Source organism: Bradyrhizobium genosp. A (assembly GCF_049949275.1).
Lineage (GTDB): Bacteria > Pseudomonadota > Alphaproteobacteria > Rhizobiales > Xanthobacteraceae > Bradyrhizobium.
Genome location: NZ_CP188196.1, coordinates 5,128,354 through 5,147,411, shown reverse-complemented (window position 1 = coordinate 5,147,411; position 19,058 = coordinate 5,128,354). Strand labels below are relative to the sequence as shown.

Annotated in this window: 21 protein-coding genes and 1 pseudogene; 13 read left to right on the top strand and 9 right to left on the bottom strand. The window is 63.3% G+C overall.

The window, feature by feature from the left end; genetic code table 11:
* The first annotated feature begins 48 nt into the window (after positions 1 to 48).
* Positions 49 to 483, top strand: a complete 435-nt coding sequence (locus ACP2YP_RS24000; protein ID WP_426418797.1) for an ABA4-like family protein — start codon at positions 49 to 51, stop codon at positions 481 to 483.
* Complete coding sequence (locus ACP2YP_RS23995) at positions 483 to 1,307, top strand: hypothetical protein (protein ID WP_426418796.1); 825 nt, start codon at positions 483 to 485, stop codon at positions 1,305 to 1,307. The genes ACP2YP_RS24000 and ACP2YP_RS23995 overlap by 1 nt, the downstream gene beginning before the upstream one ends.
* A gap of 236 nt (positions 1,308 to 1,543) precedes the next feature.
* Here the strand turns inward: ACP2YP_RS23995 and ACP2YP_RS23990 are convergent, their stop codons facing one another.
* Together ACP2YP_RS23990 and ACP2YP_RS23985 are read right to left on the bottom strand one after the other, a co-directional pair.
* Positions 1,544 to 2,509 carry a helix-turn-helix domain-containing protein gene (locus tag ACP2YP_RS23990; protein WP_426418795.1) on the bottom strand — a complete coding sequence of 322 codons (966 nt, stop codon included), beginning with the start codon at positions 2,507 to 2,509 and terminating at the stop codon, positions 1,544 to 1,546.
* A gap of 395 nt (positions 2,510 to 2,904) precedes the next feature.
* On the bottom strand, positions 2,905 to 3,180 hold the full coding sequence (locus ACP2YP_RS23985) for a hypothetical protein (RefSeq protein WP_426418794.1): 276 nt from the start codon (positions 3,178 to 3,180) through the stop codon (positions 2,905 to 2,907).
* Positions 3,181 to 3,405: 225 nt separating this feature from the next.
* On the opposite strand from ACP2YP_RS23985, the gene ACP2YP_RS23980 reads away from it, so the two are divergent.
* The gene (locus ACP2YP_RS23980) at positions 3,406 to 3,540 is read left to right on the top strand and encodes a hypothetical protein (RefSeq protein WP_426426472.1); all 135 of its coding nucleotides are present in this window, start codon (positions 3,406 to 3,408) and stop codon (positions 3,538 to 3,540) included.
* On the opposite strand, the gene ACP2YP_RS23975 is transcribed toward ACP2YP_RS23980, so the two are convergent.
* Positions 3,534 to 3,797, bottom strand: coding sequence for a hypothetical protein (locus tag ACP2YP_RS23975; RefSeq protein WP_426418793.1), 264 nt, complete (start codon positions 3,795 to 3,797; stop codon positions 3,534 to 3,536). The genes ACP2YP_RS23980 and ACP2YP_RS23975 overlap by 7 nt on opposite strands.
* Before the next feature lie 306 nt (positions 3,798 to 4,103).
* On the opposite strand from ACP2YP_RS23975, the gene ACP2YP_RS23970 reads away from it, so the two are divergent.
* From ACP2YP_RS23970 to ACP2YP_RS23960, 3 genes are all read left to right on the top strand, one after another.
* Positions 4,104 to 4,550, top strand: a complete 447-nt coding sequence (locus ACP2YP_RS23970) for a hypothetical protein (protein WP_426418792.1) — start codon at positions 4,104 to 4,106, stop codon at positions 4,548 to 4,550.
* Between the two features lie 88 nt (positions 4,551 to 4,638).
* Entirely contained in the window at positions 4,639 to 5,517 is an 879-nt protein-coding gene (locus ACP2YP_RS23965; protein WP_426418791.1) for a DMT family transporter, read from the top strand.
* A gap of 89 nt (positions 5,518 to 5,606) precedes the next feature.
* Positions 5,607 to 6,350, top strand: coding sequence for a hypothetical protein (locus ACP2YP_RS23960; protein ID WP_426418790.1), 744 nt, complete (start codon positions 5,607 to 5,609; stop codon positions 6,348 to 6,350).
* Positions 6,351 to 6,402: 52 nt separating this feature from the next.
* On the opposite strand, the gene ACP2YP_RS23955 is transcribed toward ACP2YP_RS23960, so the two are convergent.
* The gene (locus ACP2YP_RS23955; protein ID WP_426418789.1) at positions 6,403 to 6,672 is read right to left on the bottom strand and encodes a histone; all 270 of its coding nucleotides are present in this window, start codon (positions 6,670 to 6,672) and stop codon (positions 6,403 to 6,405) included.
* A 68-nt stretch (positions 6,673 to 6,740) separates the two neighbouring features.
* Positions 6,741 to 6,986: pseudogene (locus ACP2YP_RS23950) on the bottom strand (FAD-binding domain-containing protein); the annotation flags it as partial.
* A gap of 132 nt (positions 6,987 to 7,118) precedes the next feature.
* Here ACP2YP_RS23950 and ACP2YP_RS23945 point away from each other — a divergent pair.
* Positions 7,119 to 8,849 carry a methyl-accepting chemotaxis protein gene (locus ACP2YP_RS23945; protein ID WP_426418788.1) on the top strand — a complete coding sequence of 577 codons (1,731 nt, stop codon included), beginning with the start codon at positions 7,119 to 7,121 and terminating at the stop codon, positions 8,847 to 8,849.
* A gap of 129 nt (positions 8,850 to 8,978) precedes the next feature.
* Here ACP2YP_RS23945 and ACP2YP_RS23940 read toward each other — a convergent pair whose 3' ends face one another.
* Positions 8,979 to 9,638 carry a peroxiredoxin gene (locus ACP2YP_RS23940; protein ID WP_426418787.1) on the bottom strand — a complete coding sequence of 220 codons (660 nt, stop codon included), beginning with the start codon at positions 9,636 to 9,638 and terminating at the stop codon, positions 8,979 to 8,981.
* A 380-nt stretch (positions 9,639 to 10,018) separates the two neighbouring features.
* Here ACP2YP_RS23940 and ACP2YP_RS23935 point away from each other — a divergent pair, with 380 nt between their 5' ends.
* On the top strand, positions 10,019 to 10,591 hold the full coding sequence (locus ACP2YP_RS23935) for a hypothetical protein (RefSeq protein WP_426418786.1): 573 nt from the start codon (positions 10,019 to 10,021) through the stop codon (positions 10,589 to 10,591).
* 51 nt (positions 10,592 to 10,642) lie between these two features.
* Here the strand turns inward: ACP2YP_RS23935 and ACP2YP_RS23930 are convergent, their stop codons facing one another.
* Entirely contained in the window at positions 10,643 to 12,499 is a 1,857-nt protein-coding gene (locus ACP2YP_RS23930) for an alkaline phosphatase family protein (RefSeq protein WP_426418785.1), read from the bottom strand.
* Between the two features lie 1,056 nt (positions 12,500 to 13,555).
* Between ACP2YP_RS23930 and ACP2YP_RS23925 the strand changes: the two genes are divergently transcribed.
* Complete coding sequence (locus ACP2YP_RS23925; protein WP_426418784.1) at positions 13,556 to 14,005, top strand: hypothetical protein; 450 nt, start codon at positions 13,556 to 13,558, stop codon at positions 14,003 to 14,005.
* 6 nt (positions 14,006 to 14,011) lie between these two features.
* On the opposite strand, the gene ACP2YP_RS23920 is transcribed toward ACP2YP_RS23925, so the two are convergent.
* Positions 14,012 to 14,851, bottom strand: coding sequence for a GNAT family N-acetyltransferase (locus ACP2YP_RS23920; protein ID WP_426418783.1), 840 nt, complete (start codon positions 14,849 to 14,851; stop codon positions 14,012 to 14,014).
* 95 nt (positions 14,852 to 14,946) lie between these two features.
* On the opposite strand from ACP2YP_RS23920, the gene ACP2YP_RS23915 reads away from it, so the two are divergent.
* The gene (locus ACP2YP_RS23915; protein WP_426418782.1) at positions 14,947 to 15,651 is read left to right on the top strand and encodes an SDR family oxidoreductase; all 705 of its coding nucleotides are present in this window, start codon (positions 14,947 to 14,949) and stop codon (positions 15,649 to 15,651) included.
* 35 nt (positions 15,652 to 15,686) lie between these two features.
* Here ACP2YP_RS23915 and ACP2YP_RS23910 read toward each other — a convergent pair whose 3' ends face one another.
* The gene (locus ACP2YP_RS23910; RefSeq protein WP_426418781.1) at positions 15,687 to 16,757 is read right to left on the bottom strand and encodes a serine hydrolase; all 1,071 of its coding nucleotides are present in this window, start codon (positions 16,755 to 16,757) and stop codon (positions 15,687 to 15,689) included.
* Between the two features lie 283 nt (positions 16,758 to 17,040).
* Here ACP2YP_RS23910 and ACP2YP_RS23905 point away from each other — a divergent pair, with 283 nt between their 5' ends.
* The 3 genes from ACP2YP_RS23905 to ACP2YP_RS23895 all read left to right on the top strand — a co-directional run bounded on the left by ACP2YP_RS23905 (position 17,041) and on the right by ACP2YP_RS23895 (position 19,002).
* The gene (locus tag ACP2YP_RS23905; protein ID WP_426418780.1) at positions 17,041 to 17,460 is read left to right on the top strand and encodes an ArsR/SmtB family transcription factor; all 420 of its coding nucleotides are present in this window, start codon (positions 17,041 to 17,043) and stop codon (positions 17,458 to 17,460) included.
* Positions 17,460 to 17,951 carry an SRPBCC family protein gene (locus tag ACP2YP_RS23900; RefSeq protein WP_426418779.1) on the top strand — a complete coding sequence of 164 codons (492 nt, stop codon included), beginning with the start codon at positions 17,460 to 17,462 and terminating at the stop codon, positions 17,949 to 17,951. The genes ACP2YP_RS23905 and ACP2YP_RS23900 overlap by 1 nt, the downstream gene beginning before the upstream one ends.
* Before the next feature lie 208 nt (positions 17,952 to 18,159).
* Positions 18,160 to 19,002, top strand: a complete 843-nt coding sequence (locus tag ACP2YP_RS23895) for a hypothetical protein (RefSeq protein WP_426418778.1) — start codon at positions 18,160 to 18,162, stop codon at positions 19,000 to 19,002.
* Positions 19,003 to 19,058 lie beyond the last annotated feature (56 nt).

Below are 19,058 nucleotides of genomic sequence, written 5' to 3'. Positions count from 1 at the left end.
GGTTCATAACCCAATCTATGCACTGAGTAGATCGAAGGGGCAAGACGCTTGGATCCTCGTTTCGCGTTCAGCACCGGCAACACTATCGCCATGCTCGGTTGGCTTGGATTGCTCACATCTCTGTTCGTCCCGGTCGCGCGGGAAGGCGTGAGGCGTACCACGCGTCTGTTGATCCCGGCGCTGTTCGGTGTCGCGTATGTGGTGTTGATCGCGCAGGGCTGGAGCAAGGCGGCCGGCGGTGGGTTCGGTTCGATCGAGCAGGTGCGCGCGCTCTTTGCGGTAGACGCTGCGCTGGTGGCAGGCTGGCTCCACTATCTCGGCTTCGATCTCTTTGTTGGGAGCTGGATCGTCGAGGATGGCCTCACGCGGCGGATCAATCGTTTTGCACTAATTCCGTGCCTGGGCCTGACCTTCCTGTTCGGCCCGGCGGGCCTGCTTCTGTTCCTCGGGCTGCGACTCTTACCCGCGCGGGAGGCAACGTGATGGCCACGACCACGACACTTAGCTCTGTCCCGTCTGGCACGGCAATTCCAAGCGAATGGCTACGCCGCCAACCGGCATTGACGCGCTTTGGCGCGGCGCTGCTGCTGCTCCTCGTGCCCGTCCTTGCTGCGTCGATGATAGATCCCCGGACCATCGATGGCGTCAGCGTCTGGGCCAAGCCGGCCAAGTTCCTGTTCTCGATCGCGGTCCATGTGCTGACCTTCGCGTGGTTCATGGGCTATGTGCGACCCGATCAGCGCGAAACGCCGCTGATGCGTCGCACGGTGGCCGTCCTGATCGCTGCCAACATCCTCGAACTCGTATGGATCAGCTGGCAGGCAGCGCATGGCCTGCGATCGCATTTCAACAATGACACGACGTTCTATGCAGTCATGTATGGGCTGATGGGGGCAGTCGTTCTAGTGATCATCAGTGCGAATGTGCCGCTCGCCTGGAGTATCTGGCGGCGACCGGCGGACGGTCTGAGGCCGGAATATCGAGCCGCGGTCATCGCCGGCCTGCTGTTGACTGTCGTGCTGGGCGGCGGGTTTGGAATCTATATGAGCCAGCAGACCGGCCACGCGGTGGGCGCCGCCGCCGGGCATCTGCCTATGTTCGGGTGGAATCGCGCGGGCGGCGATCTGCGCGTGGCGCACTTCTTCGGCATTCACGCCGAGCAGGCGATCCCGCTCCTGGCCTTGGCCGTCACCTCGCTGAATCGTCCCGCACGGTGGGCCGCGATCGTTGTGGGTTCGGCCGTCTATGCGGCCTTGACCGTAGCCACCTTTGTCCAGGCGCTCGAGGCGCGGCCTTTTCCGTTTTGATGAACGCGTTATTCTCGGCGATCACCGCACCCAGCGGCATCGTGTTTCCATGCTTTTGGACCAGTCGCGCAACATGGCGATGAATATTCGGCGGACCCGCACCCGGCAGCTGGGCTGCACAACACCGGCCGCCCGAACCGCTCAGCCCCTTTGCGGAGCTCGCGCTTAATTAGTTATGCTGGCAATCACGCCCTCGCGCTGTCGGCAGGCGCGTTATCGGCCTGGGGGCGTTTGCGCTATGTGGCCGGAAGACCGGTTTGCCGGGCCCGCGCCAGCGTGTCCGAGGGCGCTTCGTGGAAGGTCGCGCGGTATGCTGCGGCAAACTCGCCGAGGTGATGAAATCCCTGGGCGCGCGCGCACGAGGCGACCGACGCACCACAGCTTCTGAGAAGCTGCGTGCGGGTGGCCCACAGCCGCTTCAGGCGGATGTATTGATGCAGGCTCATGCCGCGCACCTTGGCCACTGCACCGCCGAGGGTCCGGATCGAGACGCCGAACTCACCGGCGAGATCGGCCGTATAAATCGGCGCGGTCGGATAGGCTGCGACATAATCGTCGATCTGCTGCACGAGCCTGGCGGATCGCACGCCTGCATTCGGGGCGCTACGCTGCGACAACGGATTGGTTCGAAACAGATCGTCGAAAGCGAGCAACAGCCCTTCCTGTAGATGGCTGGCGGCTTCCGTGGTCTCGAACATGTGCGGCGCGACCGATGCGGTCCTGAGGATGTCGAGCACAAGCTGCCGCGCGTAGAGATGGGCGGCGGGGTTCGCGATGCGAACCCACAATGCGTCGGCGCGATCGAACCAGCCGCGATCCCTGAGCGCGGGCGAGAACATGATCAGCGCATGATGATTGATCTGAGGCTCGACGAAATGGCAATCATGGTTGCCGCGCAAGGCTATGAAAAAGCGCGAGTCGAGATCCATTCCGCTCGAGCTAGCGCGCAGATCGTCGCTCATCGGTAGGATCACCATGCCGCCCGGCGCGCGGTAGGCGGTATCGAGGATGCGCGCAAACGATCTGGCGACGATGATCCGGCACGCCGGCAGGTTCACGACCGCCCGCGCGGCTGCGAAATTGGCGACGTCGAGCGGAATGCTGCGGGCGTCTTCCAGCGACTCGGCCGGTCGAAACGCGTCGACATCGGTGAACCGGGTCAGCTGGAGCGCGGAGGACGGGGCGAGAGCGTCGAAGAACATGCGTCTGGCCGGATGTTGCAATGTGATAATAAAATGAACGTCGGTACATCGCCATCAATGGCGAAACACGACGATTCAGTAAACAAGATTCCATGCCGTAATATTGCGGACATCATGCCACGACGACCACGGGATCGATGTCACCCTCAACGGTCCCGGCTCATCGGTTGACCAGTGGTGAGGTCAATGAAATGGAGCCTCGTGCAGGCAGGGCAGCTGAAGGACTCAAAGCTTCGTCCCTCGTCTCCCTGCCGCTTCTCGAGATGGGTTTGCACGTTCATGCCCGTCTGCGGGCAGCGGAAAACAATCAAGTCGGCCATCGGCACAGAATGACGGCGCGACGAATTTCATCTTTGATCTAGATCAGTGAAGGGGCCCGAGGGGCCCTTCAAATCTCACCAGCGGCGATAGCCGTAATAGCCATAGTAGCGCGGGCCATAATAACGCGGGGCGTAGTAGCGCGGCGGCCCGTAATATCCGGAGCCGTAGCCGTAATAGACGTTCGGCTGCCACCAGCAGCGTCCCCAGGCATTGCAGACCATGCGGACCTGCTCGACGTCGGAGACCTGCGGCGTCGCAGGTGCAGGCGCAACGGGCATGGCTGATGCCGGCGATGATACCGCGAGGGCACCGAACAGGGACGCGGCGACGAGGCCGATTTTAAGCTTCATGATGTCTTCCTCTGCTTGCGCAATACAGGATATCGAAGATGTTCTGATCAAATTGTGGCAGAACCGAAATGTAATGCTGATGAATAGAACTTCAGCCAGCCCACCCCGATCAAGCATCGCCAGACGAGCCCAGACTTGCGTCCATAGACAACGCGGTGCTCATGTCGCGCAGACATTTTCGAGGAATTCGGATTGACCGATTCAGTCCCGCGAAGGGCAGCAGCAATGTTTCTCCAAGGCGAGGTCGGCAAGGACCTCGTCAAGCTGCCGGTCTACGAGATCGAGAAGCAGTTGCTGCTGTCGGGGCCGCCGTCGGTTAGGGCGCCCGCCGCGACAGGACGCCGCGGCGCCCCTCAGTAGCAGGGGTGCCGCCGGCCATCCTGGCCGACATAGGCGGCCGCGCTCTGGTAGCAGTGGTTGGTCGACGGGCCGTCATAGAAGGCGAAGGTGCCGGCGGTGATACCCGGGCCGTAATTATGCAGATAGCTGACCGGGTAGGGCAGCGGGTTGGCGTAGGAGCGGTGGTACCGGTGATGTCCCCGTGCCTCCGCAAGGCCAGGGGCTAGGATTGCGGCCGACAGGGCAGCAACCGCGGCTACAAGCTTCAACTTGCTCATCTCGATTCTCCGGAACCCGCACGAATAAGTCTGCCATCTATAGCCATTTCGGGCCGCCCGGGCACCCGTCCCGGGCCAGGAAATCGGGGCAAATCCCGCAGATTCCCGGGTGGGTGTGGCAGAATTGCCGGAACTGCGCTCGAACCCTGCCCATTTTTGGCCTTTTCAGGATGCTTAACGAATTCCCCACACAAGTATGGCCAAAGAGACTCCGGCTTAAGATTCCTCTCGCCGGCCCTTGGGGGTTTTACTTGGGGGCTCTTCGAGACCGGTTCGTTCCTGCAAGGTTTTCGTCGTCACGCTGCCATGCGCATCACGCTCCTCAGCCTGCTGTTGCTCCTCGTCGCTGCTGCCACGCCAGCGCGCGCCGAGCTGCACATCACTCGAGACCATGGCGGCTACGTCGAGGAGTACAAGACCAAGTACAAGCGCGTCCGCGACAAGGGCGAGCGGGTCATCATCGACGGCATCTGCAACTCGGCCTGCACGTTGGTGCTCGGCATCGTGCCGATGAACAAGATCTGCGTGACGCCGCGCGCGAGCCTCGGCTTCCACCAGGCCTATTACGACAAGGCCTTCACCTTCGGCATCAAGGTCACGAGCTCAGAGGGGACGTCCGACCTGATGTCCTACTATCCTGATACGGTGAAGGATTGGATCCGCCGCAATGGCGGGCTCACCACGGACATGAAGAAGATCAAGAACGGGGTGGATCTCTGGAGGATCATCGATCCCTGTCCGGAAGAATGGTGATCGGCTGATCTGAGCCGCGTCTCCCTCGCAGCGCAGCATCCGAAATTCGCATTGCCGCACCGCCCCCGCTCGGGCAATGAGGACGGCAATGAATCATAATCAAGATCATTTGGCCGCGCGGGCCGCGCCGGTGCTGTTCGTGCTGCTCTGGAGCACCGGCTTCATCGGCACCAAATACGTCATCAACAACGCCGATCCCTTGACCTATCTCGCCATCCGCATGGCGGTGGTGGTCGGCTTGATGACGATCATCGCGGCGATTGCCCGTCCGAAATGGCCCGATCGCATCGGCATCGCGCACAGCGCGGTCGCCGGCATTCTCGTCCACGGCTTCTATCTCGGCGGCACCGCGATTGCGATCGCGCATTCGATTCCGGCGGGGCTTTCCGCGCTCATTCCGGGCCTGCAGCCGATCCTGACCTCGACTATCGCCAACCGCTGGCTCGGCGAGAAGGTGACGCCGGTGCAATGGGGCGGCTTGCTGCTCGGTCTCGGCGGCGTGGCGCTGATCCTGCACAATCGCCCCATGACCGGCGAGGCCGGGCTCGGCTGGCTCGCCTCGGTGGTCTCGCTGATCAGCATCACGCTCGGCACGCTCTATCAGCGCCGCTACTGCAACCACATCGACTGGCGCGCCGGCAACCTCGTGCAGTATGTGGCCGTCACGATCTTCTTCACGGTCGGCGCGTTCCTGTTCGAAGACCGTGTCGTGCACTGGACGCGGGAGTTCGTGCTTGCGCTCGGCTGGCTCGCGGTCGCGCTCTCGATCGGGTCGATCGGGCTGTTGTACTGGCTGATCCGCCATGCCGCGGCGACGTCGGTTGCGAGCCTGTTCTATCTGGTGCCTGCGGTGACCGCACTGATGGCCTATCTGCTGTTCGGCGAGCAGCTCGATGCGCTGGCGATCGCCGGCATGGCGATGTGCGCGGCCGCCGTGTTCGTGGTCAACCGGCGCTTCGGCGCGTAGGCAGCGCTGCAGGAATACATCCCTGACGTGCGGGCCGCGTTCGTGCTAGGCTTGCCGCATTTCAGCTGCCCTTTCACACGGTGATTTCCATGAAGAAGGCGAAGCGTGCACTGCTCGGCAGGTCCCTGAAGCCGGTTCGGATTGCTTGCATCAACTACACCAGAGAGACGATCAACGATCGCGACATGAGCCAGCTCACCGCGGCGCTCCAGAAGTGCTACGATAAGCATTTCCTGCCGGTGTGGGGCTATCCGGTCGACCTCTATGTCACGCGCAAGCCGAAGGCCACCGACTGGCAATTGGTCTATTTCGACGATGCCTTGCACAAGAACATGCTCGGGCGCCATGAGCTGACCCATCGCGGCCAGCCGATTTCGAAGATCTTCGTCAAGGCACTGGGCGACGAGCCGATCAGTGTGGCGGCTTCGCACGAGCTGTTCGAGATGGTGCTCGACCCCATGGCCAATCTCTGGGCCGACAAGAATCCGAACACCCAGTATGCCTATGAGGTCTGCGACGCGGTGGAGGAGGACTCCTTCGACGTCGACGGCTTGCCGATGTCGAACTTCGTCTATCCGTCCTGGTTCGAGCCCTTCAAGCATCCCCGCGGCACCAAGTTCGACCACAAGGGAACGCTGAAGGCGCCGTTCTCGATGACCGAGGGTGGCTACGTCATCAAGAAGGTCAACGGGAGGAAAGTGATCAAAGCGTTCGGCTCACCCGCAAAGCGGCGGCGCTTCAACGCCGAAGACCGGCGCGGCCATCGCAGTGAATTTCGCGATCCGAAGGGAAAGCACCACCCGGGCCTGCGCGCATCGAAGCGGGCAGGTTAGAGGGGAAGCCTCCGGGCGCGCCTGCACCCGGAGACTTGCTCTGAGGCTGCGATCAGCGCTTGGCCTTCTTTTTCTTCTTGGTAGCCTTCTTCGCGGTCTTCTTGGCTGTTTTCTTGGCGGCCTTCTTCACGGACTTCTTGGCGGCCTTTTTAGTCTTCTTCTTGGAAGCCTTCTTTGCCTTCTTCGGCGCGACTTTCTTCGCGACCTTCTTGGCGGCCTTCCTCACCTTCTTCACGGCGGTGACTGCGGCGTCCTTGGTCGCTTCCACGGCGCTGGTGATCGTCTCCATCGCCTGCTCGGCGATCGGCTTATCGTCGTCCATATCGTGTCCCCCACGGTTTGCATGGAGCGATGACGATAGCGGGTTTCATAATTGTGTCAAAGCGGCGCTCAACCTTTGCGGATCTTGGCGTAAGCGGCGAGCGCGCGCGAGCGTGACGCCGGCACCCGCAAGCTCGATCGGTGTCGCCTGCCAGGGGTGGTGGATCAACTTCGCCGGCAGGTGTTTCAGCCCCGGACCCAGCGCCGGACGTAGGTTCCATCAGGGTCGAGCTTCTCGCCCTGTGAGGCGACCACCATCCAGGCCCGGTTGTGCATCACGCCGGTGTGCCAGAGCTCGCGCAGGCCGGCATCGAGGGGCTTGGCGCGGTCACGGAGTGTCCTCGTTTACGATTTGGAAACATGCCGCGCGTCGCGCTGTGAACCGCGTTAATGGGGTCGTAAGCCGATTGCATGAATATGCAGGAATTCCCGGGGGTGGTTGCATCCATGTCCAACTCAATAACGGCGAAGTTCGTGCCGCAATTCAAGCTGGGCACCAAGGCCGTCCTGTGTGCGGTCCTGCTGATTGCGATGAACACCGCATTGGTGGTCGGCGCCGGCTATTGGTCGCTCACCTCCGCATTCAACGATCGCGCGCTGCGCGACATCGAGGTCAGCTTGCGCACGCTGGCCCTGGCCTTCGCCGAGGTCGTTCCCGACGCAAGGATCGCAACGCGTGATGGCGCGGTGGCACGCGCCGAGATCGCCAAGATGCCGGACTTGAAAGATCATGCCATTGTCGATCGCGCGGTGTCCTATGTCGGCGGCAATGCGACCCTGTTCGTGTTCGACGATGCCAGCGGGCAGTTCGTGCGCCGCTCGACCAACGTGAAGAAGGAGAATGGCGACCGCGCCGTCGGCACCCAGCTAGCCGCCGACCATCCGGCGCAAGCCCTCTTGCGACGTGGCGAAGCTTATAAGGGGCCGGCCACGCTGTTCGGCAAGACCTTCATGACCGCTTATTTCCCGATCGCTGACGCAGCCGGGAAGGTCGTCGGCATTCTCTATGTCGGCATCCCCATGGCGCAATATGAGAGCATGCTGGCCCAGGCGATCGAGAGCATGGCGGTCGCCGCCGGCATCGCCGCGCTGCTGGTTCTGGTCCTGACCATGCTGGTCGTCCGCCGCGTCACCCGGCCGCTCACCTCGGTCACGCACTCGCTGACGGCGCTCGCCAACGGCAAGAGCGACGTCTCGATCGAATGCGAGGAGAGGGCGGATGAGATCGGCGAGATCGCCCGCACGGCTGCGGTGTTCAAGAGCAATTCGCTAGAGCGGGCGCGCCTGCGCAGCGAGCAGGCGGAAGCTGCGGCCGCGGCGGTCGAGCAGCGCAAGGCCGATTTGCGCAATTTCGTCGGCGAGTTCCGCGGCAGCGTCGGCGGCATCCTCGACAAGGTGCTGCACTCCTCCGGCGAATTCGAGCGCGTGGCGCGGCAATTGACCGACAATGCCCGGTCCACCGCCGACCTGTCGGCGAAATCGGCCGCCGCGTCGGAGCAGGCCTCCGACCACGTCCGTTCGGCGGCGTCAGCCTCCGACGAGCTGTCTCAATCGATCTCCGAGATCACCCGAAGGGTGCAGGAATCCAGTGCGATCTCCGCCGAGGCGGTGCAGCAGGCCGAGGCCACCGACCAGCGCATCGCGCAGCTCTCGGAAGCCGGCGCGCGCATCGGCGACGTCGTCAAGCTGATCACCTCGATTGCCGAGCAGACCAATCTGCTGGCGCTGAACGCGACCATCGAGGCCGCGCGCGCGGGCGATGCGGGGCGCGGCTTCGCAGTGGTGGCCCAGGAGGTCAAGACGCTCGCCGGCCAGACCGCCAAGGCGACCGACGAGATATCGACCCAGATCGCGAGCATGCAGCTTGCGACCGAGGAGTCGGTGACCGCCATCAAGGCGATCACAGAGACCATCGAGCGCATCAGCGGCATCGCGGGCTCGATCTCGGCTGCGGTCGAGCAGCAGCGCAGCGCCACCCACAACATCGCAGCCAGCGTTCGCGCTGCGGCCTCGGGCACCGCCGACGTTGCGGTCAATGTCCGTCATGCGGCCGAGGGCGCCAGCGAGACCGGCGAGACTTCGAGCCGGATGTTTGCCTCCGCTCAGGCGCTGTCAGGCGAGAGCCTGCATCTCAAGGCCGAGGTCGACAGCTTCCTCGATCGCGTGCAAGCGGCTTGATCTCCGCTTGATCTTCTCCTTGGCGGGCTGAAACGATCCGCCTGCCGTGACGCAACTGACGGCAAAATCTAACTGCCCGCGAAACTTGCGGGCCGTTAGGCCGCTGAGCGCGTGACCGGATGACGGCCCTTATTTGGGCTGCGGCACGATCCGGATGTAAGGCTTCGGCTCTTTCCAGCCCTGCGGGTAGATCGTCTTGGCCTCGTCATTGGAAACCGAGCCCGCGATGATCACGTCGTCGCCCTGCGACCAGTCGGCCGGGGTCGCGACGCGATGCTTGGCGGTGAGCTGGAGCGAGTCGATCACGCGCAGGATTTCCTGAAAATTCCGGCCGGTGGTCATCGGATAGACCAGCACCAGCTTGATCTTCTTGTCCGGCCCGATGATGAACACGTTGCGGACGGTCTGGTTGTCGGCCGGCGTGCGGGTGAGGGGATCGCCCGAGGTCGAGGCCGGCAGCATCTCGTAGAGCTTCGAGACGTTGAAGTCGGTGTCGCCGATCATCGGGTAGTTCGGGGCCGCGCCTTGCGTCTCCTTGATGTCCTCCGACCACTTCGAATGGCGGTCGACCGGATCGACCGAGAGGCCCATCAGCTTGACGCCGCGCTTGTCGAATTCCGGCTTCAACTTGGCGAGAGCGCCGAGCTCGGTCGTACAAACCGGCGTGAAGTCCTTCGGGTGCGAGAACAGCAGAGCCCAGCTATTGCCGATCCAGTCGTGGAACTTGATCTTCCCTTCGGTGGTCTCGGCTTCGAAATCAGGGGCAGTGGTGCCGATCGGAAGTGTCATGGCTTGACCTCATCACTTTGAATTTGCTTGTAAATTGCCGTTGGCCGTCGCTATCAGTATAGGGTCTTGGCGATCTCAAGTGAACTGGTTGAAGTAAAATGTGAATTCCTTCTCTGAAGGGCCGATTTCCTAGCACCTTTCTGTTACAGGGGCGCGTGCGGCGAAACAGCTCCACCGGGGATTCATGGTCTCGATTGCCCCGATAAAGCCTTTTATGACCCGCATCACGCTCGCCCGACGCTCTCCGGAACCGAAACGGTCCTCGTAGCGACTAATCGGCAACCATTGAGAAAAGTCGCGATCCCCATATCGAATCATTAACCACCCCTTTACGCCGGCATGGAAATGCTGGTCGATCAGAAGAAATCTGGAAGTGAACTATGTCTGCCGCACTGCCGAAGTCCGTTGAGTCGCCGTCCCTCGAACCGTCCTGCCGCGATACCGCGGCCCATGCCCTCTCTATCGTGCGCGACGGCGTGATTACGGGCGAAGGCCCGACCACCAAGGGCCGGGTGCATTTTTCCCGCTCGCTCGATGCCGATGACACCGCCTGGTGCGCCCGCATCCTGACCGCCACCGCCGTCAACGACCAGCCGGTCAGCCGCGCCGAAGCCGAGGCGCTGTTCGAGATCAACGAGGCCGCGACCGAGCGCGCCGATGGCGGCCGGTTCGACGACCTCCTGACCAAGGCCGTCGCCCATTACGCCGCGAGCGCCTCGGGCCTGAAGGTGCCGCCGCGCAGCGTCGCGCTGGCGCAGGATACCGACATCGAGAGCTGGGCGCCGTCCTATGCCTCGAAGGTCAACAGCGAGATGCTGGAATGGATCGCCGGCCAGATGCGCGGCAAGCGCCAGAACAACCGTCGCCTGATGGCGATGGTGGCGACCTTCCTGGGCGCCACCGCGCTGCCTCTGGCGGGCCAACTGCCGAACGTGTTCGACATTGGCATGTAATAACCGAGAGATTTTCGCGCCCTCATCAAGGGCGCGAACGAAGCGGCGGGGTTATTTCCCCGCCGTTTTTTGTTTGCCGGCCTCCGGCTCCAGGCCCAGCGTGCGGCCGGGGAAACCGGCGGCATCGAAATAGCGCTGGCTGCCGACGCGCTGGACGTTGAGCACGGTCTCGAGACCGTTCTCGGACTTCTTCTTCGACTTCTCCACGACCTTGAACGCCTTCGGCACGATGCCGTTGGGCAGCGCCTCCGACATGACCCGGCCGACCAGGCCGCCATTCTCCGAGCCGCGCAGACCCAGGAGCTGGGCCGCGGTCATGCCGACATCGGCATTGCTGACCGGCAGCTCGTCGACGAAGCCGGCTTTGAAGTCCGGTCCGATCGCAGCCATGAAGTTATAGGTGTCGCCGCGGCTGAAGCTGCCGTGCATACCCTGGCCCTGGCGCAGCACGGTGTCCGCCACCTGCACCGAGCAATTGGTCGGCGCCTCGCCGCAATCGCTGGCGTAAGAGCGGAAGTTGACGACGATCGCCGGCGTCGGTGTCGCCGCCTTGCCGCGCAGATTGATGCTCGACAGCGGCAGCGTGCCGGGGAAGCGGCCGAGGGAATCGTCGACGAACAGGCCGGAGATATAGTCCTGCTCGAGCAGCGCATTGATCGTCTTGGCCGCCAGCTTCTTGTCCTTGTTCGGCAGATAGATCAGGTCCGAGCCACCGTTGGTGGCGACGACCAGATCGGGCTTGGTCGGATCCTTGCCGAGCACCCCATTGCCAGCCTTCGGATGCTTGTTGCCGTCAATCTGTGCGTTCTTGTCGTTGGGGTCGAACAGCGGCAGGTCGAGCGCTTTCGCCAGGTCGAGTGCGACAAAGCCCATCGGCAAGAAGTCCTTCGGCGTGTCGTCATAGCTGAGTTTGGCCGAGGGGCTGGTTTTGCTTTCCTTGGAGATGGTCGAGAAGCCGTGGTCGGCCTGGATCATGATGTTGGTGTTGGCGGCAAGCCCGAGCTCGTCCAGGGCCTTGCGAAGCTGGGCGAGATTGTTGTCCGCGTTCTTGATGCTCGCCATCGAGCTCGGGCCGTTGATGCCGGGCAGGATCTGGTTGAGGCTGTCGCCCTGGTTATGCTGGGTGCCGTCCGGATCGCGTGACCAGAACACCAGCACGAACGGCTTGTTGCGCGCCTTGAACATCGGCAGCACCACCTTGGTGGCGACGTCGGCGAAATAGGCCTGCTGCACGACGTTGGCGGTCGTGGTGCCGGGCGTCTTGGCATCGCCCGCCTTGCCGTTGTCGCCGCGACCGGGGGCGGTGAGGGCGACGCCCGCCTTGGTCAGCGCATCCTTCATCTCGTCCGACAGCGCCACGCCGGCCTTGCTGCCGGTGGCATCGTCGATGACGATCGAGTGCTTGCCTGGCTTCTCCGGATGATCGGTGTGGTCCCACTGATAGGTCGGGCCGAGCTTGCCGATCGCGGCCGTGCTCAGGCCCTTGTCGCGGGCCATCTTCAAGACGGTCTCTTCGTTGAGATAGTCGCCCTTGAAATGCTCGTCGATGTCGCCGAGCACGGCGTCGTTCTCGATGAAGGGGACCACGGTGTCGCCGGCGGGCACCGAGGTGTAGTTGGTCCAGATGGTGTTGGAGAACACGCCGGTGTCGCCGAGATAATGGCCGGTCGACATCGCCGAGCCATTGGCCATGGTGAAGGTCGGGAACAGCGAATGCGAGTTCTTGAAATTGACACCCTTGTCGCGGACCTCGGCCATGGCCGGCGCGGTCTCGGGGGTGATCTTCAGTGCGCGCAGCCCGTCGGGGATGAACAGGATCAGGTTGCGGGGTGTGTTGTTCTGGGCGGACGCGAGTCCGGTGGACAGGACTGTCAGCCCGGCGGACAGCAACACCAGTGAACGGCGCATCAAATTCTCCTAGCGGTGAGGCGGCTTGGCCGCCGAACCGCGGCCCCCGGGTATCGTTTAGTTTTGCTGCATGACAGTTTTGTTACAAGAGCGAATGGGCATGCCGAAGGGACGGGAAGGTGGCCAGGATTCGTCATTGCGGGGTGAAGAGGGGACGCTCTCGTGTCCCGGACTCGCTGCAGCGTCCTTACGCTGCTGCGCAGAGCCGGGACCCAGCAGGCCGCGCGCTCACTGACGCATGGGCCCCGGCTCTGCAGCGCATCACTTCGTGCTGCGCTGCGTCCGGGCACGAGACCTTTGTTGAATGACTGACATGAGTTCACATCCTCGCGGCTTGTTTCGCCCGAGCTTTGCTTTGTCGCCTCACCCTCCATTGAAAGAGGGCGCAGGGAAGGCCGGGAGCCGGCTGGCTCCCATTGACCGCTATGCCATGAGTAGATTGCGCTACACTGCACAGCGGGTAACAGGGCAGCCGGAGGCATCCCGGCCTTCCCTGCGCGGATGGTTGGAACGGCTTATGTCGCGCTCTCCCCGGGGAGCGATGCACTATTGCCCCCGTCGTCTCGCAGATGACTGATGTGAGCGCCCGGTTGGGCCGCACGCATCACCACAAGACTTGGCGCACAGACCCCGGGCGCCAGGACCACACGATTTGGCCGTACGCAGATCACACCGGTCGTGTGCGCGAGGTCTGCGCTCACGGTTGCCCGCCCTGCGAAACCCTTCGCGCCGATGCGACCCACGTCCACCGCCGCCCGGCCCGCGTTCGTGACGATCGCGATACGCCCCTCTTCCTTGGGCCGGAGTGAGGCAACACATACGCCATTCCCGAATTTCGGTAAAGTGGAATATTTTTGGCGGCGCGGATTGACCGGCGGCTTGGGTGTTTTGCCCGACAGGCACCGCAAGGTCTGGTGGCCCGCCGGCCTCCGGGGTGTCCCCGTTAATCCCGTGCCTTAACCAACAATTAATTATATGTTTGCGGGTGGGTGACAGCCCGGCTTAGCGTGCGGTGGGGAGCCGCTATCCGCGAAGCCAAACGAGTTGGTGCGTATCATGATGTCCAGATCAAATGGGGCCTTGCTCGCCTCGCTCAGCGCAGCCGCGCTGCTCCTTAGCCCCAGCGACAGTTTTGCGCGACCGGGCGGTGCCGCCCCGCATGGCGTGATGGCTGCTACCGGACCGTCGGTCGCAGCGCGCCCGCCGATCGCTCCTGGCGCCCGGTTCCACAGGCGGAACAGTTCATTTGTCTATTGGCCGGGCGGCGGCGGATTCTTCTACGACGGTGCGACGTACAACGAACCCTTCGCCGATGCGGGACAGCCTGTCACCAACGATGTTCGCTATACCTACACCTATGACGTTCCCTGGGATTGGGCACACCGCTTCCCGCCGAACGTCGTGCCATCCGACCGGCCCTATGTCCCGAGCTGTCCGACGGAATCCGTGACGGTGCCCGGCCGCGGTGGTGGCGAGCACACCGTCAACATCATGCGTTGCTACTGAGCGGCGCTACCCAAGCTCGAAGCTGGTGACGCCGAAGACGCGGTCGAGCCGCAGCGGCGCGATCGGCTGCGTGTACATTCGCGCCGTCTCGAACACCGGCTTGAGCCCGAGCGCTTCCGCGAGCGCAATCGCCTCGCGATTGACGGCGGGAACGTCGAGAAAGATTTCACCGCCGCCCGCGCTTGCCAGCAAGGCCTGCACGATCGCTTCCGCCGCCGTGCGGTCGTCGGCGACAAGCGGGCCGATCTTGTGGCCCGACCGGCACGGGCGGATCACGCCCCATGCAGCGAGCTTGCCGTCGCGCAGCAGTGCGCGACCGACATGGCCTGATGTGTTGATCCAGGCGCGCAGGAAGGCCGCGCGCGGGGCAGGGAAGACCGTGGCGTCATCGGCTTCAATATCCGCGAACGGAATCGTGTCGAGCGCAACGACATCGGCGGGCGGCTTCGGTGGCGCGACGCTGCCGCCATAGCGGATATTGGCGTAAGCAAGCTGAAAGCCGGATTTTCTGTAATTGTCCTGCTGGGCCACGACGCCGTCGAGGCCGATCGCGCGCGAGCCCGCATGCGCGATCGCGGCATTCCAGATGCGCAGGCCGTGACCTCTGCCACGAAAGCCTGCGCGCACGATGTAGAAGCCGAGGAAGGAGAAGCGGTCGTCGTAGTTGACGCAGCAGACGGCCGCGACAGGTTCGCCGTCGATCTCGCCGACGAAGAAGCCGTTCGCGTCCGGGACCGCGAAGCAGGCGGCGTCGCGCAGACCGGGATTCCACCCTTCGGCCGCGGCCCAGTCGATCGCGATGGAAATCTCCTCAGGCTCCAAATTGCGGATCTGCAAATCGCTCATGTCGTGGTGCCTCGTGGCGATGGACCTGCGGGCAAGTCTGGCTGTAGAAGGCTGACCTTCGGTTCGCCTCAACGTTATCACAGGGATGATCGGTCATGGCAGCAGAGAAGGTCGCACTCGTCACCGCAGGTGGCAGCGGCATGGGGGCAGGGGCCGCGCGGCGGCTTGCAGCCGACGGCTTTCGCGTGGGCGTCCTGTCGTCCTCCGGCAAGGGCGAGGCGCTCGCGGCCGAGCTCGGCGGCCTCGGCGTGACCGGCTCGAACAAGTCCAATGACGATCTGAAGCGCCTCGTCGACGGGGCGCTTGCGAAATGGGGACGCATCGACGTGCTCGTCAACAGCGCCGGCCACGGCCCGCGCGCGGCCATCACGGAGATTACCGACGAGCAGTGGCACCTTGGCCTCGACACCTATTTGCTGAACGTGATCCGTCCGACCCGGCTGGTGACGCCGGTAATGCAGGCGCAGAAGGGCGGCGCCATCATCAACATCTCGACCGCCTGGGCGTTCGAGCCGAGCGCGATGTTTCCGACCTCGGCGGTGTTCCGCGCTGGCCTTGCCGCTTTCACAAAGATCTTTACCGATACCCATGCGGCCGACAATATCCGCATGAACAACGTGCTGCCCGGCTGGATCGACAGCCTGCCGCAGCTGGATGCGCGCCGCGACAGCGTGCCGATGAAGCGCTACGGCAAGGTCGAGGAGATCGCGGCAACGGTCTCGTTCCTCGCATCCGACGGCGCCGCCTACATCACCGGCCAGAATATCCGCGTCGACGGCGGACTGACGCGCTCGGTCTGAAGAGGGCGCATTCGAATCGCGCTCGCGCGTTCTTGTCAGTGCGACGCCAGCAGATGCGCCAGCGCGGGCAAGATCTTGTAGCGGGCAATCTCGTGCGGATATTCGCCGCGATTGGCGAGCAACACGATGCCGATCCGGTGGGCCGGTACGAGGCCGATATAACCTGACGCGTTGTTGAGGCCGCCGGGCTTGTCGACGATTGTGACGCCGGGAAGGTGCACGGTCTCCCAGGCCATCGCCTGGCCGAACGTGGCCTGGCCGAACCTTTGGTCGACGCGGAAACTTTCGCGCTGTGTCATACCCAGCGCCTCGCGCAAATGCGGATCGATCGCGCGGCCGTCGACGCAGGCGGCAGCGAATGTCGACATATCCCGCGCGGACGACAACATCTGGCCGGAGCCGGGGAAATCGAAATAGCTCTGCTGGTTACCGATCGGGCCGATCGCGTTTCCCTGGTCGGAATAGCCCTGCACGACGCGCCGCATCGCGGCGTCGTCTATGATCGCGCGGTTGTCAGGTCCGCGTTCGGGGAGGAACGTCGCATGCATGCCGAGCGGCGTGAGCACGCGGCCCTCGATCAGTGTTGCGATCGGCGTGCGATAGCAGCGCTCGAGCACGAGCTGGAGCAGCACGTAAGCGGCATGACTGTAGATGCGCTGCTTGCCGGGCGCGACGCCAGCGGGCGGGGTCCAGGCGTTGAGCATCGCGATGAATTGCGCCTGGGAGTAGGAGTCGTTCGGCCAGGGCGGGTGATCGGTCGGCAACAACAGGCCAGAGGTGTGCGTGGCCAGCTCGCCGACGGTGACTTTGCGAACATAGTCACCGTTCAGCTCCGGCAGATATTTCGGCAGGAGATCGTCGAGCCGCAGTTCGCCGCGGAGCGTGCCGAGTGCCACCAACGTGGCCTCGAACGGTTTTCGCAAGGAAGCGAGGTTGAACAGCGTGTCCGGCGTCACCGGCCATTTGGTGGCGTCGTCGGCGAAGCCGTAGGTGAAGAATTCGACATGGCGGCCGGCATAGAGCGCCGCGGCGAGACCGCCCGGATGCTCCGCCGTCGCGGTGGGCGCGAGCTCGGTGGCGACGATGTCGCGCATCTGCGCGATCATGTCGGAATCCGCCGATGCGCGACGTGGCCGGAGCGCGATCGCAAGAGGAACGAGCGCAGCGCGGGCGAGGGTTCGCCGGGTGATTTGCGAGGAGATGACAACAGGCGGCACGTGATCCGATGAGTGATGATGTGCGCCCCCGGCGGCCAATTTTAGTGGAACGGGCCCAGCGTCCAATTCACGATTGCGCGTTGTGGGTTCCAGATGAGGGCTCTGCAAAATTACTTAGCTTATGGGCTAACAATTATTGACGCTCGATCGCGGTGGGCTTATAGTTAGCTTCATGGCTAACCAATTATCCCAGCTCGACCAGGTTTTCGCAGCGCTTGCCGACCCGACGCGGCGAGCCATCGTGATGCGGTTGTGCGCCGGCGAGGCATCGGTCGGCGAGCTCGCCGAGCCCTTCGAGATGGCGCTGCCGAGTTTCATGAAGCACATCCATGTGCTCGAGCTGAGCGGGCTCGTGCAGTCGGAGAAGTCCGGCCGTGTGCGCACCTGCCGCCTCAGTCCGGATGCGCTCGTCGGTGCGGAAGACTGGTTCCAGCACCAGCGCGCGATCTGGGAAGCGCGGCTCGACCGGTTCGAGGCTTACGTGATGAAGCTCAAGAAGGAGAGGGCGGCTGCCAAGCGGCCGTCCAAGACGACCGACAAGACCACCAACAAGACCACTAACAAGACAAGCAAACGGAAAGGTGCTGAGTGATGACGAATTCTGCCAATGCTGCCCTGTCGCAATGGTCGATCGACCGCGAGATCGTGATGTCGCGCGTGATCGACGCGCCGCGCGATCTGGTGTTCGAGGCGTGGTCCGACCCAAAACATCTGCCGCAATGGTTCGGGCCGAAGGGATTCAAGATCGAGACCTTCGAGATCGACGTGCGTGTCGGCGGCGTCTGGCGCTTCAACATGATCGGCCCCGACGGCACCGTCTATCCGAACCGCATGCGCTTCCGCCGCATCGAGCGGCCGTCCTTCATGGAGATGGATCATGGCGTCGACCACGACGACGATCCCAGCATGTTCCGCGCCACCGTCACCTTTGCCGAGCAGAGCAACGGCAAGACCGTTCTGATGATGCGGCAGCTGGCAGCGAGCACTGAGCAGCGCGACCACATGATCGGCTTTGGCGCCGTCGAATACGGCTACCAGACGCTGGACAAGCTCGCGGCCTATGTCGGCGGGCTGAAGAAATAAGTACCCCGCGTGATTCCGGGGGGCGTCGAAGTGGCGCCGCCCGGAATAAGCTTCGAAACGTGTGGGGAGCGCCGTCGCCCTCGCGATTATGACAGCGCGCAGGCGAATTATGACAGCGCCGTCACGCAGATTTTTGTCGCGCCTTGCTGCAGATTTATGACAGAATTGCTACCGCTGAATGTCATATTGACTACGGCGGGAGCGCTTCATGTTGCAGTGGCAGGCACGGTCAAATCCCCTGGCGTGGTGGTGGGGATCCCTGACGCTGGTCAGTGCCGCCAATATTCTCGTCTGGTTCATGCTGTACCGCGAGTTCTATCCGACCGTTGCCGGCAGCGTCGGCGGCGGCTCGGATATCGGTCTGATGTTCCTGCTTTGCGCGGGCTATGTGTTCGGCTGCGCCTTCCGCTCGGTGCTGCCGCGCGCCGACGTGCAGCGCATCTGCCTGTTCGACACTTGGCTGTCGAGCGTCTTCGTCGGCCGCACCGTGGCCACGGTGGCCGAAGTCTGCTTCGCCGCGCAATGGGCGATCATCCTGCATCAGCTCGGTCACATGACGGGCGCGGAGACGGCGGTGAACGTCGCGCTGATGATCGTGCCGATCATCATCATCGCGGAGTGTTTCTCCTGGTACGCGGTCGTCACCACCAACTTCCTCTTCAACGCGATCGAGAACTCGCTATGGGCGGTGACCTTCTTCCTCGCCGGCATCGCGCTGTGCCGGCTGATGCCGGAATTCCAGGGCCCGGTGCGCTGGGCGCTGATCGCCGGCATCATTGGCATCGCCTGCTTCCTCGTCTTCCTCGTCACCGTCGACGTGCCGATGTATCTCAGCCGCTGGCGGACCGGGCATGAACAGGGCGGCAGGTTCCTCGGATTCCTCGAGGGCCTGCATGACGTCTCGACGCGATGGGTGGTGACCCACGACATCGCGCATTGGAAGGGCGAGCTGACCTGGATGTTCCTGTATTTCAGCGCCGCCGTGTGGTCGAGCCTCGCGCTCTGCGCGCTCTACGCCATGGAAGGCTATCTCACGCGCTATCTGGCCTAAAGATAGACCCTTTTTTGACGCGTTTTCTCAACACGAACCGGTATCCACTTCGCTTG

Coding starts and splice junctions, on each gene's coding strand:
- ACP2YP_RS23995 (WP_426418796.1), top strand. CDS start 483: ATGGCCACGACCACGACACTTAGCTCTGTCCCGTCTGGCACGGCAATT.
- ACP2YP_RS23990 (WP_426418795.1), bottom strand. CDS start 2,509: ATGTTCTTCGACGCTCTCGCCCCGTCCTCCGCGCTCCAGCTGACCCGG.
- ACP2YP_RS23985 (WP_426418794.1), bottom strand. CDS start 3,180: ATGAAGCTTAAAATCGGCCTCGTCGCCGCGTCCCTGTTCGGTGCCCTC.
- ACP2YP_RS23980 (WP_426426472.1), top strand. CDS start 3,406: ATGTTTCTCCAAGGCGAGGTCGGCAAGGACCTCGTCAAGCTGCCGGTC.
- ACP2YP_RS23975 (WP_426418793.1), bottom strand. CDS start 3,797: ATGAGCAAGTTGAAGCTTGTAGCCGCGGTTGCTGCCCTGTCGGCCGCA.
- ACP2YP_RS23970 (WP_426418792.1), top strand. CDS start 4,104: ATGCGCATCACGCTCCTCAGCCTGCTGTTGCTCCTCGTCGCTGCTGCC.
- ACP2YP_RS23965 (WP_426418791.1), top strand. CDS start 4,639: ATGAATCATAATCAAGATCATTTGGCCGCGCGGGCCGCGCCGGTGCTG.
- ACP2YP_RS23960 (WP_426418790.1), top strand. CDS start 5,607: ATGAAGAAGGCGAAGCGTGCACTGCTCGGCAGGTCCCTGAAGCCGGTT.
- ACP2YP_RS23955 (WP_426418789.1), bottom strand. CDS start 6,672: ATGGACGACGATAAGCCGATCGCCGAGCAGGCGATGGAGACGATCACC.
- ACP2YP_RS23945 (WP_426418788.1), top strand. CDS start 7,119: ATGTCCAACTCAATAACGGCGAAGTTCGTGCCGCAATTCAAGCTGGGC.
- ACP2YP_RS23940 (WP_426418787.1), bottom strand. CDS start 9,638: ATGACACTTCCGATCGGCACCACTGCCCCTGATTTCGAAGCCGAGACC.
- ACP2YP_RS23935 (WP_426418786.1), top strand. CDS start 10,019: ATGTCTGCCGCACTGCCGAAGTCCGTTGAGTCGCCGTCCCTCGAACCG.
- ACP2YP_RS23930 (WP_426418785.1), bottom strand. CDS start 12,499: ATGCGCCGTTCACTGGTGTTGCTGTCCGCCGGGCTGACAGTCCTGTCC.
- ACP2YP_RS23925 (WP_426418784.1), top strand. CDS start 13,556: ATGATGTCCAGATCAAATGGGGCCTTGCTCGCCTCGCTCAGCGCAGCC.
- ACP2YP_RS23920 (WP_426418783.1), bottom strand. CDS start 14,851: ATGAGCGATTTGCAGATCCGCAATTTGGAGCCTGAGGAGATTTCCATC.
- ACP2YP_RS23915 (WP_426418782.1), top strand. CDS start 14,947: ATGGCAGCAGAGAAGGTCGCACTCGTCACCGCAGGTGGCAGCGGCATG.
- ACP2YP_RS23910 (WP_426418781.1), bottom strand. CDS start 16,757: ATGATCGCGCAGATGCGCGACATCGTCGCCACCGAGCTCGCGCCCACC.
- ACP2YP_RS23905 (WP_426418780.1), top strand. CDS start 17,041: ATGGCTAACCAATTATCCCAGCTCGACCAGGTTTTCGCAGCGCTTGCC.
- ACP2YP_RS23900 (WP_426418779.1), top strand. CDS start 17,460: ATGACGAATTCTGCCAATGCTGCCCTGTCGCAATGGTCGATCGACCGC.
- ACP2YP_RS23895 (WP_426418778.1), top strand. CDS start 18,160: ATGTTGCAGTGGCAGGCACGGTCAAATCCCCTGGCGTGGTGGTGGGGA.